General features: G+C 59.6%; 11 protein-coding genes. 8 read left to right on the top strand and 3 right to left on the bottom strand.

Annotated elements, in window-relative coordinates:
• Positions 1 to 237: 237 nt before the first annotated feature.
• Positions 238 to 1,044 (top strand): NAD kinase, encoded by an 807-nt coding sequence (locus ACR0I8_RS03630; protein ID WP_170465611.1) that lies wholly within the window; start codon positions 238 to 240, stop codon positions 1,042 to 1,044.
• Positions 1,045 to 1,305: 261 nt separating this feature from the next.
• On the opposite strand, the gene ACR0I8_RS03625 is transcribed toward ACR0I8_RS03630, so the two are convergent.
• The 3 genes from ACR0I8_RS03625 to ACR0I8_RS03615 all read right to left on the bottom strand — a co-directional run bounded on the left by ACR0I8_RS03625 (position 1,306) and on the right by ACR0I8_RS03615 (position 7,240).
• Complete coding sequence (locus ACR0I8_RS03625) at positions 1,306 to 2,745, bottom strand: amidase family protein (protein ID WP_170688972.1); 1,440 nt, start codon at positions 2,743 to 2,745, stop codon at positions 1,306 to 1,308.
• A 63-nt stretch (positions 2,746 to 2,808) separates the two neighbouring features.
• A complete protein-coding gene (gene prpE / locus ACR0I8_RS03620) occupies positions 2,809 to 4,698 on the bottom strand; it encodes a propionate-CoA ligase PrpE (RefSeq protein ID WP_170688971.1) in 1,890 nt (629 codons plus the stop codon).
• Between the two features lie 268 nt (positions 4,699 to 4,966).
• Positions 4,967 to 7,240 carry an NADP-dependent malic enzyme gene (locus ACR0I8_RS03615; protein ID WP_170688970.1) on the bottom strand — a complete coding sequence of 758 codons (2,274 nt, stop codon included), beginning with the start codon at positions 7,238 to 7,240 and terminating at the stop codon, positions 4,967 to 4,969.
• Between the two features lie 163 nt (positions 7,241 to 7,403).
• On the opposite strand from ACR0I8_RS03615, the gene ACR0I8_RS03610 reads away from it, so the two are divergent.
• The 7 genes from ACR0I8_RS03610 (at position 7,404) to upp (ending at position 13,782) form a co-directional block, all read left to right on the top strand.
• The gene (locus ACR0I8_RS03610; RefSeq protein WP_170688969.1) at positions 7,404 to 8,108 is read left to right on the top strand and encodes a hypothetical protein; all 705 of its coding nucleotides are present in this window, start codon (positions 7,404 to 7,406) and stop codon (positions 8,106 to 8,108) included.
• Complete coding sequence (locus tag ACR0I8_RS03605) at positions 8,071 to 9,174, top strand: cupin domain-containing protein (RefSeq protein WP_170688968.1); 1,104 nt, start codon at positions 8,071 to 8,073, stop codon at positions 9,172 to 9,174. The genes ACR0I8_RS03610 and ACR0I8_RS03605 overlap by 38 nt, the downstream gene beginning before the upstream one ends.
• An 83-nt stretch (positions 9,175 to 9,257) precedes the next feature.
• Positions 9,258 to 9,650, top strand: a complete 393-nt coding sequence (locus ACR0I8_RS03600) for a cytidine deaminase (protein WP_170374276.1) — start codon at positions 9,258 to 9,260, stop codon at positions 9,648 to 9,650.
• A 4-nt stretch (positions 9,651 to 9,654) separates the two neighbouring features.
• On the top strand, positions 9,655 to 10,962 hold the full coding sequence (locus tag ACR0I8_RS03595) for a thymidine phosphorylase (protein ID WP_170688967.1): 1,308 nt from the start codon (positions 9,655 to 9,657) through the stop codon (positions 10,960 to 10,962).
• The gene (locus tag ACR0I8_RS03590) at positions 10,959 to 12,170 is read left to right on the top strand and encodes a phosphopentomutase (RefSeq protein ID WP_170688966.1); all 1,212 of its coding nucleotides are present in this window, start codon (positions 10,959 to 10,961) and stop codon (positions 12,168 to 12,170) included. Before ACR0I8_RS03595 ends, ACR0I8_RS03590 begins: the two co-directional genes overlap by 4 nt.
• Positions 12,167 to 13,153, top strand: a complete 987-nt coding sequence (locus tag ACR0I8_RS03585) for an adenosine deaminase (RefSeq protein ID WP_170374270.1) — start codon at positions 12,167 to 12,169, stop codon at positions 13,151 to 13,153. Before ACR0I8_RS03590 ends, ACR0I8_RS03585 begins: the two co-directional genes overlap by 4 nt.
• Complete coding sequence (gene upp / locus ACR0I8_RS03580) at positions 13,150 to 13,782, top strand: uracil phosphoribosyltransferase (protein ID WP_170374268.1); 633 nt, start codon at positions 13,150 to 13,152, stop codon at positions 13,780 to 13,782. Before ACR0I8_RS03585 ends, upp begins: the two co-directional genes overlap by 4 nt.
• The last annotated feature ends 1 nt before the right edge of the window (position 13,783 follow it).

The following is a 13,783-nucleotide window of genomic DNA, read 5'->3' as shown; positions in this document are numbered from 1 at the left end:
GCTCGATCTCGTCGCGCTGACGGCCCAGCTCGGACGTGATCGAGCCAAATAGCTCAGGATCACGGTCCGACAAAGACTGGGTGAAAAAACCTGTGTCACGGAGATTGGCGTTCATGATAGCTCCACATGTCTGGGGTATTGCTTGCGGATTTCCTATCGGAAACCCTGCCGAGGCAACAGCTTTAAAGCGACGAATTGCGCCGCGTGGGCGTCAACTCTGGCCTATTGGGGAAAGGTATGTTTGTTTCGGAACCAAATGTGCAGCACCGGAAACCGGAAAAAATGAAAAAGAGAATCGCTTTTCTCGCAAGCGAGGCTGATGTCGCGCAATCAGCCCGCGAGGTCCTGGTTGCCAAATACGGAAACGCCGCGCCACGCGATGCGGATGTGGTGGTGGCGCTGGGTGGCGATGGGTTCATGCTGCGCACGCTCAAGAACATGCAGCACCTCGATGCGCCGGTATATGGGATGAACCGCGGAACCATCGGGTTCTTGATGAATACCTATTCTGATACCGACCTCTTAGAACGTCTCGATGACGCCGAGGTGGAGGTCATCAATCCTCTGGCCATGCGCGCCATGGATCAATCCGGGAAACTGCATGAGGCGCTGGCGATCAACGAGGTGTCTTTGCTGCGTGCAGGTCCGCAAGCGGCGCGTCTGAAGATCAGCGTCGATGGCCGCGAAAGGATGGGAGAGCTTGTCTGTGACGGCGCGCTTCTGTCTACGCCTGCGGGATCGACAGCGTATAACTATTCGGCCCATGGTCCGATTTTGCCGATCGGGGCGGATGTGTTGGCCCTGACCGCGATTGCTGCATTTCGACCCCGTCGGTGGCGCGGGGCCCTGCTGCCTAAAACCGCAACAGTTCGCATAGACGTGCTGGATGCCGACAAACGCCCGGTGATGGCCGATGCCGATTCTATTTCCTTTCCTGACATTGATTGGGTCGAAATCTGCTCGGAATCCGAAATCACCCATCGCATTCTTTTCGACCCCGGACATGGCCTTGAAGAGCGCCTGATTTCTGAACAATTCACTTAGAATTTCCTCAGTTTTGAAAAAAATTTTTTCCTTGTGTGAACAAGTTCACATGCCGGTGAGCGTGCAATAGGTAATGTGATCTTGCCTGGAGAACACGCTTAGGTGGGAGTGAGTGGCCACCAAACAGCGTTTTCGACATACTTGCGCATTTTTTGCGCTGGCGAGGGTGGGTGGTGCCACGCTCGTTATCTGAAATCCAGGCATATTTAAGCAAGCGGACCCCGGGCACAAAAACCCGGGGTCGATTTTTTTTGGGGGGGGTCAGTCGGAGCGGGTCATCCGCTCCCAAAGAGGTTTGCACATCTGCCCGACCCGCGCCTCGATCGCCGCCGCCGCATCGACTGCCAGATCTTCACGCCAACGACGCGCTGCGATCTGAACATTGATGGGCTGTAGGCCGTTGGGCAATTCTGCCAGTCTTGACGGAACGCAGGCGGCAGGCAGGCCAAGGAAGTTCATCGCATAGGAATAGACCGCGCAGCCCAGAACCTCATGCACGCCCTCAGCCCCTTCGGTGTCTCGGTCCGGCTTGAAAAAGGGTTGAGGCAGGAACGGCGACAGGACGAGGGGGTAGTCTTCAAGGAAGAGGGACCATTCACGGGCATAGTGGCTGCGTTTGGCGAGCATGCGCAGCAGTTCAGTCTCGACGATAGGCGGGAATTCCTGAAAATAAACCTCGAAGATATCTTGGATGGTTTGGGAACCGACCGCTTGGATATCGGATTTCAGGAGGGTCAGAACCTCGCCCATCAAAGTGCGGTATCCGATGCGACCGCATTCGAAGACATCAGGGGGATCGACCTCGTCGACCTGATAGCCCGCATCGACCAGCGCGTCGCGCGCAGTGTCCAGCGCCTTTTCGACCTCTGGGTGAAGGGCGTATCCGAACGTGTTTTTGGTAAAGGCCACTTTGATCGGGGCGTCCGCTGCCTCACCCCGCCAGGGCAAAGGGACATGAAACGGGTCGCGCGGGTCTGGGGCGATCAGGCTGGGCATCGACAGGGACAGGTCGGCTGCGGATCGCGTGATCAGGCCCTGAACGGACATGGATTGGGCGAGTATTCCGCGCTCGGCCGTTTGGCTGGGGTTCCAGGCGGGGACGCGACCAAGGCCGGGTTTGACTGTCACCGCCCCGTTGGCGGCAGCCGGAAACCTGAGGCTTCCGCCAATGTCGTTTCCATGCGCCAAAGCGCCAATCCCGGCCATGACGGCCGCCCCGGCACCGCCCGACGACCCTCCGGCTGAGATATGACGCCCCCAAGGGTTATGCGTGCGCCCATAAAGCGGATTATCGGTGTCGGCGCGGAAGGAAAACTCGGGCGTGTTGGTCCGGCCAATAACGATTGCCCCGGCATTCTGAAGGTTTGATACAACAGGCGCGTCATCAGGGGCGATAACATCTTTCAGCGCCACGACCCCGTTTGTCGTCGCGTGGCCCTTTTGATCGACATTGATCTTGATGGTTATCGGCACCCCGTGCAGCGGTCCGGTCGGTGCCCCTGCTGCCCGTGCTTGATCCAAGGCGCGCGCGCGTTGCAAGGCCTGCTGGCTCAGATCCTCGACCACAGCATTCAGATCGGGATTGACGGCATTCATGCGAGAGATGGAGGATGCAACGGCGTCCTCGGCACTCAGGTCACCGTTGCGGGTCAGGGTGGTCAGCTCAGTGGCGCTGAGTTGCCAGATTTTGCTTTGAGTCATGGGCCCTCACTGTCTTAGAAAGACAGTAAGGGGCCTATTTCAGGTTGCAAGAGGGGGGCCGCGCTACTGAGCGTAGCCAATTGTCTGCAACGCGTCCTTGATCTCGTCCAAGATGGCGGGATCGTCGATGGTCGCGGGCATCTTGTACTCTTTGCCATCGGCAATCGAAACCATGGTGCCCCGCAGGATCTTGCCCGAGCGGGTCTTGGGCAGGCGGTCCACCACCACGGCCAGTTTAAATGCAGCCACAGGGCCGATTTTGTCTCGGACCATCTTGACGACTTCGTTCGAAACCTCGGCATGGTCGCGGTCGGCACCGGTATTCAGGCACAGGAAACCCACCGGCATCTGGCCTTTCAACTGGTCGGAAACGCCGATCACGGCACATTCGGCGACGTCAGGATGGGCGGCCAAGACCTCCTCCATCCCGCCGGTCGACAGTCGGTGGCCCGCAACGTTGATCACGTCATCGGTGCGCGCCATGATATAGAGGTAACCATCCTCGTCGATCATGCCCGCATCGCCGGTTTCATAATAGCCGGGGAAATGGTTCAGGTACGAGCTTTTGAACCGCTCTTCTGCGTTCCACAGCGTTGGCAAAGTGCCCGGAGGCAGCGGCAGCTTGACCGCAATCGCGCCCAGCTCACCCGGTTTCAGCGGATGGCCGCCTTCGTCGAGGATCTGAACGTCATAACCCGGCATCGGCTTGGCCGGAGACCCCAGCTTGACCGGAAGTTCCTCGATTCCCAGCGGGTTGCCTGCAATGGCCCAACCGGTCTCGGTCTGCCACCAGTGGTCGATGATCGGAACGTTCAGCGCATTCTGCGCCCAGGTGATCGTATCGGGGTCGGCGCGTTCACCTGCGAGATACATGGCGCGCAGACCGGACAGGTCGTATTTCCCAATCAGCTCACCCTTGGGGTCTTCACGCTTGACGGCACGGATCGCGGTGGGGGCGGTGAAGAAACTGCGCACGTTGTGTTCGGAGATCACCCTCCAGAAGGTGCCCGCGTCGGGTGTGCCAACGGGTTTGCCCTCGAACACGATGGTGGTGTTGCCGTGGATCAGCGGGGCGTAGCAGATGTAGGAGTGCCCAACGACCCAACCCACATCCGATGCGGCCCAGAACACATCACCCGGATCGACATTGTAGATATTCTTCATCGACCAGTGCAGCGCCACCAGATGCCCGGCGGTCGGACGCACAACGCCTTTAGGCGCTCCCGTGGTGCCCGAGGTGTAAAGGATATAGGCTGGATCATTGCCCGCGACCGGCACGCATTCGGCAGGTTCGACGCCGTATTGGAAGCCATGCCAGTTGTAGTCGCGCCCTTCGATCAGTTGTGCCACTTCCTGTTCGCGCTGGAAGATGACGCAGAACTCGGGCTTGTGGCTGGCTAGGTCGATGGCGCCGTCCAGCAGAGGTTTATAGTGAACCACGCGACCAGGCTCCAACCCGCAGGAGGCGGCGATGATGGCCTTGGGTTTGGCATCGTCGATCCGCACAGCCAGTTCGTTGCTGGCAAAGCCGCCGAACACCACCGAATGCACCGCGCCCAGACGGGCACAGGCCAGCATCGCTTCGAGCGCTTCGGGGATCATCGGCATGTAGATGATGACACGGTCGCCTTTTTCAACGCCTTTGGCGCGCAGCGCACCAGCCAGCGTTGCTACTCGGTTCCGCAACTCGACATACGAGATTTCGCGCTTGGTATGGGTGATCGGGCTGTCATAAATTACGGCTGTCTGTTCTCCGCGCCCGTTTTCCACGTGGCGGTCGACTGCATTCCAGCAGGTATTGACCTGCGCGTCGCTGAACCATTCGTACAGAGGGGCGTTGTCGGCAAACAGGGCTTTGCTGGGGGCCGAGACCCAATCAATGCCTTTGGCGGCATCCATCCAGAACGCCTCGGGGTCGTTTTTCCAGCCATCGTAAACGTCTTGATATGCCATCAGGCCCTCCTCCCAAAATCACTGCAATTGTTGTTAGGCAGCGATAGGGCAGTGGGCAAGCGGCGCGAGTGACGGCGCGTCAGTTTATCGCAAAATATTTGCAGGATGGCCAAAAAAAGCCTGCAAATTTTTGCAAACCTCAAGATTTTATGGAATTTAGCAGGTTGAAAATATGATTTTGCAAACCTGCAAATTTATGAGTGCAAAGGGTATTGGTTGAGTCGGACAGCCAGACACCCACAGGATGTCTGGCGTTGATCCACCCGCTCTAGCCGTAGTGGGTTACGGGCGTGCCCGCGATTGCTGCCATGTTCAGCAGCCCCCTTGAGGTGATCGAAGGTGTCACGATATGTGCCTTGTTGCCCATGCCCATCAGGATCGGGCCTACTTCGATTCCGTCGGCTTTCATCTTCAAAACGTTGCGCACGCCGCTTGCGGCATCTGCATGCGCGAAGATCAGGACATTCGCGGCACCTTCAAGGCGTGAGGCGGGGAAAATACGTTCGCGCAGTTCTGGGTTGAGGGCCGTGTCCAGGTTCATCTCGCCTTCATAGGTGAAGTCGCGTGGTTCGCTGTCCAGAATGGCAATTGCCTCACGCAGTCGCTTGCCCGAGCCTTCGGCCTGGTTGCCGAATTGCGACTGCGAGCAAAAGGCAATCTTCGGCTCAAGCCCGAAACGCCGCACGTGGCGGGCTGCGCCCAGGGTGATTTCAGCAAGTTCTGCGGGATTTGGCAATTGCCTTACATGAGTGTCGGCAATGAATAGAGGGCCGTCTTCGAGAATCATCAACGACAATGCCCCGTGTGGGCGCAGGTCAGGGGTACCCAGAACCTGTTCGACGTAATTCAAATGCCAGCGGTATTCGCCGAACGTGCCGCAGATCATGCTGTCGGCTTCGCCGCGGTGAACCATGATTGCGCCAATCGCTGTGGAATTTGTGCGCATTATCGCTTTGGCCAGATCGGGTGTGACGCCACGGCGCTGCATGATCTGGTGGTACGAGTTCCAATAGTCGTAGTAGCGCGGATCGTTTTCCGGGTTCACGATCTGCAGATCCTTGCCGGGACGGACGACCAGGCCGAGACGCTCACAGCGGGCCTCGATCACTTCGGGGCGGCCAATCAGGATCGGAGTTTCGGTCGTTTCCTCAAGGATGGCTTGCGCGGCGCGCAATACGCGTTCGTCTTCGCCCTCGGCGAAGACAATCCGGCGGCTTGAGGCTGCGGCGGCCTCGAACACGGGACGCATCAACAGGGCGGACTTGAAGACGGTCTGGTTCAGCTTTTCCTTATAGGCCTCAAGGTCGTCGATCGGACGTTTGGCAACGCCGCTGTCCATTGCGGCCTTCGCAACCGCGGACGACACGATCCCCACGAGGCGCGGATCAAAGGGTTTAGGGATCAGGTAGTCCGGGCCAAACGTCAGTTGCTCACCCTTGTAGGCAGCGGCGGCCTCGGCGCTTGTGGTGGCGCGGGCCAATTCGGCAATGCCTTCGACGCAGGCAATCTGCATCTCGTCATTGATCTCGGTTGCGCCGACATCCAATGCGCCCCGGAAGATGAATGGAAAACATAGAACGTTATTGACTTGATTGGGAAAATCGCTGCGTCCGGTCGCGATTATCGCATCAGGCGCGACCTCACGCGCGGCTTCGGGCAGGATTTCGGGCGTCGGGTTGGCCAGAGCGAAGATGATCGGGCGGTCGGCCATTTTCTCGACCATCTCGGGCGTCAGAACATTTGGACCGCTTAGGCCCAGGAACAGATCGGCCCCACCAATCACGTCGTCCAAGGTGCGTAGGTCGGATTTCTGGGCGAACTGATCTTTGTGCGGATTCATATCCTCGGCGCGACCCTCATAGACCAGCCCGTGAATATCGCACAGCCAGATATTCTCGCGCTTGACGCCAAGTTTGACCAGCATGTTGAGGCAGGCGATCCCGGCCGCTCCGCCACCGGTCGAGACGATTTTAATGTCCTCGAACTTCTTGCCAGCGACGTGCAGCGCATTGCGGGCCGCGGCCCCGACAACAATGGCGGTTCCGTGCTGGTCGTCGTGAAAAACGGGGATGTTCATGCGCTCGCGACATAGCTTTTCGACGATGAAGCAATCGGGGGCTTTGATGTCTTCAAGGTTGATAGCGCCAAAGGTCGGCTCTAGCGCGCAGACGACATCGGCCAGTTTTTCAGGGTCGGGCTGGTCGACCTCGATGTCGAAGCAGTCGATCCCGGCGAATTTCTTGAACAGGACGGCCTTGCCCTCCATCACCGGTTTCGAAGCGAGGGCACCGATATTGCCCAGGCCCAGCACAGCCGTCCCGTTCGACACCACAGCCACAAGATTGCCGCGCGCCGTATAGTGTTCCGCATTCGAGGGGTCGGCCTTGATCTCAAGACTGGCCTCGGCCACGCCGGGCGAATAGGCGCGGGCCAGATCCCGACCGTTTGCCATCGGTTTAGTGGCCTTGATTTCAAGCTTTCCAGGCTTGGGATGGGCGTGATAGTCAAGCGCGGCCTGCCGCAAGCTGGGTGTGTCAGACATCGGCGGTAAAGCTCCCCTGCAAAATTTGATTTAGCCTTAAACTATTTTTTTCGACTTGGCTATGCCGCGTCTGACGCTTGGCAGAACCCGACCGTTTCCTTGATTAATTGTCGCAAAATTTTTACAAACCGCAAACTCCTGCGAATTGTTCTGAGACACCAAAATGCCCAACGATCTCAAAATGACACCTTCCGAGGTGTTTCCACCATCCCGTTTCCGCTTTGGGGTGGACCGGTTCTGGTTCTGGGCTGCGCTCGGCGTTGCGGCTCTGATCCTCGGGTGTATTGCCTTGTTCCCGTTGCAGGCTGAGGTATTCAACCAAGAAGGCGGATTGATCGAGACGATCTCGGCGGCTGGCTTGTTTACGGCTGGGGTAGTGGCCTTGGTCAAATATCGAGGGCTAGCGCGGCTTTACATCGGCGTGGGGTGCCTGCTTCTGGCGGAGCGTGAGCTTGAGGCGGATATTTACGCCGAAGGCTCTGTGCCATTCGGGGTGCTAAGCGGCTTGGACGGTCTGCTGGACATGACGCTGGTGCGTGTCGCCCTGGCGGTCGTCGTGCTGGGGGGTGTGCTTTGGCACGGCATTCCCAACGCGTGGCGGGCGGTCAGAGTTCAGGCGCCGTTCCTTGCGATCTTTGTGCTTGCCGGGGTGGCCGCAGTTGTGGCGCAGGGGCTCGAAGAAATCTCGGGCCTGTATGAGACCACGATGTCCTCGGTTATGAAGACGCGGCTATTTGTTCTGGAAGAAACGCTCGAGATGTATTTTTCGATTGGCATTCTGGCGTCGGTTCTGATCGGATGGCCGAAAGAACCGACTGACGAGAGCTTGCATGACCCAGACAGCGCACGCGGCGAACACCCGCGCTGAAATCCGTTTGCCGACGCAGGAGCTGCGCGACGATATTCCATTCTACACCAAGGTGTTGGGGATGCAGATGGATATGATCTATCCTGCTGACGATCCTCGAACTGCCGTGTTTTCCGGCCATGGCCTAAGGGTGCGGATCGAGAAGGACGCGCCCGAAACCCCCGGCACCTTGCGCATTCTGACCGAAAACCCCGAGGCGTTTGCCAACGGCGACCGGGTTCTGGTCGCTCCGAACGGCACACGTATCGAAATCGAGGACCTCGACCCCCCGCTAGTGATGCCCGAAACGGTGCATTCCTTTGTCGTGCGCAGGCTCAAGGATCAGGCGCCGTGGATCATCGGGCGGGCCGGGATGCATTATCGCGATCTGGTGCCGGATCGTTTGGGCGGGTCGATCATTGCCAGCCATATCCGCATTCCCGATGGTGGCCCCGTGCCGGATATGGTGCATTTCCATAAGGTCGGGTTCCAGCTGATCTTCTGTATCCATGGCTGGGTCGATGTCGTTTACGAAGATCAGGGCGACAAATTGCGTCTGACCGCCGGGGATTGCTTTATCCAACCGCCGGAAATCCGCCACCGCGTGCTTGAGGCCTCGGACAATGTGCAGGTGATCGAGATCGGCGTGCCAGCCGAACATGTCACCGAAATAGATCACGAGATGGAACTGCCGACGCCGCATCTGCGCCCCGACCGGGAATGGCAGGGGCAACGCTTTGTTTGCAACCAGGCGAAAGATGCGGATTGGGTGCCGTTCCGACTGCCGGGTTATATCTGCCGCGACACCACAATTGCTGAGAACACTAAGGGCGTTGCCGGTGTTCAGGTCGTCCGGCGCGGGCAGGGCGAGCCGGTCTGGGCCAGCCACGACACTGACATCCATTTCACCTTCGTCACGAACGGAGAAGTCACTCTGGAGGGCGAAGGCCGTGACCCCTATCAACTGGAGCAGGGGGATGCCTTTGTGATACCACCGGGGATGCGCACACGCTTGTCGCAGCCCTCTGACGATGTTGAACTGCTCGAGGTGACGTTGCCGGGGGTGTTCAAGACGGTTCTGGAATAAATGCGCGGTGGGGCTTCTATTCGCCCCTTGTTTTCCGGTAGGGTCTAAATTTCTGACCAACTGATCAAAAATGGGGAATCGCCATGTCGCTTAAAGATGCCGCCTTGAAGGTCCGCGAAAACGCCCATGCGCCTTATTCGAACTTCAAGGTAGGCGCGGCGATCCTCTCGGGATCGGGTACGCTCTATGTGGGATGCAACGTGGAGAACGTGGCCTATCCCGAAGGCACCTGTGCCGAGGCGGGCGCAATTGCCGCCATGGTCGCTTCGGGCGAGACCGAGCTGGCTGAGGTCTATGTCGTTGCTCAAAGCCCGCAACCAGTGCCGCCTTGTGGTGGCTGCCGTCAGAAACTGGCCGAGTTTGGCGCGTGGGATGTAAAGGTCACCTTGGCGACAACCGACGGCGCCGAGTTGGAAACCACGATCGGACAGCTTTTGCCCGGCGCATTTGACGCCTCGCATATGCAGGACAGCTGACCGCATGGATGCCCGTTCGATCATCGCCAAACTTCGCCGCAGCGAAGTACCCACCGGGCCAGAGCTTGCGTGGTTTGCCCAAGGTCTGGCCGATGGCAGCGTCAGTGACGCGCAGGCTGGGGCCTTTGCGATGGCCGTCTGCATGGGCGGGCTGGGTGCGCAGGGTCGTGCCGACCTGACCGTCGCGATGCGAGACAGTGGTGACGTGTTGCGCTGGGATCTGGATGGCCCGGTGATCGATAAACACTCTACGGGCGGTGTTGGCGATTGCGTCAGCCTGATCTTGGCTCCGGCTCTGGCTGAATGTGGGGCCTATGTGCCCATGATCTCGGGCCGTGGGCTGGGCCATACAGGAGGGACGCTGGACAAGCTTGAGGCGATTCCGGGCGTCACTACGCAGATCGGGCAAGAGCGTCTGGCGCAGGTATTGCGCGACACAGGGGCCGCTATTGTCGGCGCGACGGGGCAGATCGCGCCTGCGGACAAGCGTCTCTATGCGGTGCGGGATGTGACGGCGACGGTGGAAAGCCTCGATCTGATCACGGCCTCGATCCTGTCCAAGAAACTGGCGGCAAGTCCTGATGCGCTGGTGCTGGATGTTAAAACCGGCAGCGGTGCGTTCATGAAAACCATTGAAGACGCGCACGAGCTAGCTCAGGCGCTGACCGCAACTGCTAACGCTGCCGGCTGCCGAACCTCGGCCGTTATTACCGATATGAACCAACCACTCGCCTCGGCGTTGGGCAACGCGTTGGAGGTGGCAGAGGTCATGAAGGTCCTGACCGAAGGGGGAGCGTCTACTCTGGCCGAAATTTCTGCAGAATTGGGCGGTGTACTGCTGGCGGATGCGGGTATATCTGAAACGATGGATCAGGGCCGCGCCAAAATTGCGGAGATTATCCGGGATGGCCGCGCCGCAGAACGGTTTGGTCGGATGATGGCCGCCGTTGGAGGCCCAGTGCAATTTGTTGATACGTGGTCAAGGTTCCTGCCCGAAGCCAGCGTGATCACCGAGGTGGCAGCCTCGCGTGACGGATACGTCACGGCCATTGACGGCGAAGCTTTGGGGCTGGCAGTGGTGGCTCTTGGCGGTGGACGTCAGGTGGAAAGCGATGTGATCGACCCGGCGGTGGGTCTGTCAAACATGGTACGGCTGGGCGAGCGGATCACCAAAGGCGCGCCATTGGCCGCTGTTCACGCGGCGCGTGAGGACGCGGCGGCTCAGGCGACCCAGAGCGTATTGGCGGCGATCACGATCGGAGATACTCCGGTTGCCGTGCCCGATCTGGTGCATGAGAGGATCACGGCATGAGCCGCGCCTTTCTCGTCGTGATGGACTCGGTCGGTATCGGCGGAGCACCTGATGCAGGCGCGTTCTTCAACGGGGATGTGCCTGACACCGGGGCCAACACACTGGCCCATATCGCGCAAGCCTGTGCCGAGGGGCGGGCTGAGGACGGGCGCAGCGGCTTGCTTGCGCTGCCCCATCTGGATGCGCTGGGTTTGGGTGCTGCGACGCGTCTGGCCTCGGGCGACGCAACGCCGGGGCTGGCGGCTCAACCGACTGGCCTGTGGGGATGCGCGCGCGAGCTGTCGCCTGGCAAGGATACGCCCTCGGGCCACTGGGAATTGGCGGGGTTGCCGGTGCCGTGGGACTGGCACTATTTTCCCGACACACAGCCCGCATTTCCTCCCGATCTGAGTCGAGCAGCAGCGCAAGCTGCGGGGACCGAGGGTATTCTGGGCAATTGCCACGCATCTGGAACAGCCATCATTGCCGAGCTGGGGGCCGAGCATATGCGCACCGGCTGGCCGATCTGCTACACGTCCGCCGACAGCGTGTTCCAGATCGCCGCGCATGAGGAGCGCTTTGGCCTCGATAACCTGCTTGCGATGTGCCGAACACTCGCGCCCCGTTTGCATGAGATGAAGGTGGGCCGTGTCATCGCGCGCCCCTTCGTCGGCTCATCTGACACGGGGTTCACCCGCACAACGAACCGCAAGGACTTTGCCATCTTGCCGCCCGCGCCGGTGCTGACGAACTGGGTTCAGGACGCAGGCCGCCGCGTGCATGCCGTTGGCAAAATCGGAGACATCTTTTCGATGCAGGGCATCGACACGCTGCGCAAAGGCTCCGATGTCGAATTGATGGTGCACCTGTCCGACCTGGTGGATCAGGCCGAGGATGGCAGTCTAAGTTTTGCCAATTTCGTCGAGTTCGACAGCCTCTACGGTCATCGTCGCGATATCAGCGGCTATGCTCGTGCGCTGGAGTGGTTTGACCGGGAAATCGGAGCCATCCTACCCAAGTTGCGTCCGGATGACATGTTGGTATTGACCGCGGACCACGGCAATGACCCCAGTTGGATCGGCACCGACCACACACGTGAACAGGTGCCGGTCTTGGTGGCCGGGCAAGGCTTAGGCCAGCTCGGTCAAATCCATTTCGCCGATGTCGCTGCCAGCGTTGCCCATCACCTGAACGTACCGGCGCAAGGGCCGGGAAAGAGCTTTTTATGAGTGTCGCGGACCTTCCGAAGATCGAATTGCACCTACACCATGAGGGTGCCGCGCCGCCCGCATTTATCCGGCAACTGGCGCATGAAAAACGCATCGATCTGAGCGGCATCTTCAAGCCCGATGGCAGCTACGACTTCCGCGACTTCGCCCATTTCCTCAGCGTCTATGAGGCCGCGTGTGAGGTCCTCAAATCGCCCGAGGATTTCCGCCGTCTGACCCTGGCGATCCTTGAGGAAAGCGCAGCCAATGGGGTGGTGTATTCAGAGACCTTCCTTAGCCCCGATTTTTGCGGCGGTGGCGATCTGCACGCGTGGCGCGACTATCTGAACGCCATTCAGGACGCCGCCGATGAGGCCGAGCGCAAGTTCGACATCACTCTGCGCGGCGTGGTCACCTGTGTCCGCCATTTCGGCCCGGATCAGGCCAAGATCAGCGCCCGCTGCGCTGCGGAAACCGCAGGCGATTGGATCACCGGTTTCGGTATGGGCGGCAATGAATCCATCGGCACTCAGGGCGACTTCAAATGGGCCTTCGATTGCGCCCGCGAGGCCGGCTTGCGCCTGACCACCCATGCAGGTGAGTTTGGCGGTCCAGAAAGCGTGCGCGACGCGGTTCGTGACTTGGGTGTTGAGCGTCTTGGCCACGGCGTTCGCGCCATTGAAGACCCTGATCTGGTGCATGAACTGATCGACCGGGATGTCACGCTTGAGGTCTGTCCGGGATCAAACGTGGTTCTGGGGCTCTATCCCGATTTCGCCGCGCATCCGATTGCGCGGTTGCGCGACGCCGGGGCGAAAGTCACCGTTTCAACGGATGACCCGCCATTTTTCCATACCACAATGCGGCGTGAATATGAGATGTTGCAGGCAGCCTTTGATTGGGGCGCCGAAGACTTCGCAGCCCTAAATGAAACGGCCCTGAAGGCCGCCTTTTGCGATGAAGACACCCGCGCGCGGGTCAAGAAAAGACTGGAGAACATATGAGCGAACACCTGACCGTCGTTGACCACCCGCTGGTGCAGCACAAACTGACGCTCATGCGGGACAAGGGGACCTCGACCGCCGAATTCCGTCAGTTGCTGCGAGAAATCACGCTGTTGCTGGCCTATGAGGTGACCCGCGAGCTTAAGCTGACCACCCGCCATATCGAAACTCCTATGGAGGAGATGGACGCGCCCATTCTCGCCGGTAAGAAACTGGCGCTGGTCTCGATCCTGCGCGCCGGGAACGGGATGCTGGACGGGGTGCTGGAGCTGATCCCGTCGGCCCGTGTCGGGTTTGTGGGGCTGTACCGCGACGAAGAAACGCTGAAGCCGGTTCAGTATTACTTCAAAGCGCCAGAGGGCCTGAAAGACCGGCTGGTTATCGCCGTGGATCCGATGCTGGCCACCGGCAACAGCTCGGCTGCAGCCATTGATCTGCTGAAAGAAGCGGGCGCGACCGAGATCCTGTTCCTCTGCCTGCTGGCGGCACCAGAAGGGGTTGCCCGCATGAAAGAGGCCCACCCGGACGTGCATATCGTCACTGCCGCGCTGGATCGCGAGCTGAACTCGAAAGGTTACATCATGCCCGGTCTCGGCGATGCCGGCGACCGTATGTTTGGCACCAAATAAG

The sequence above is a fragment of the Ruegeria sp. BG9 genome, assembly GCF_056538305.1.
The sequence above is the reverse complement of the archived record's forward strand: the minus strand, read 5'-3'. Positions and strand labels throughout refer to the sequence as shown.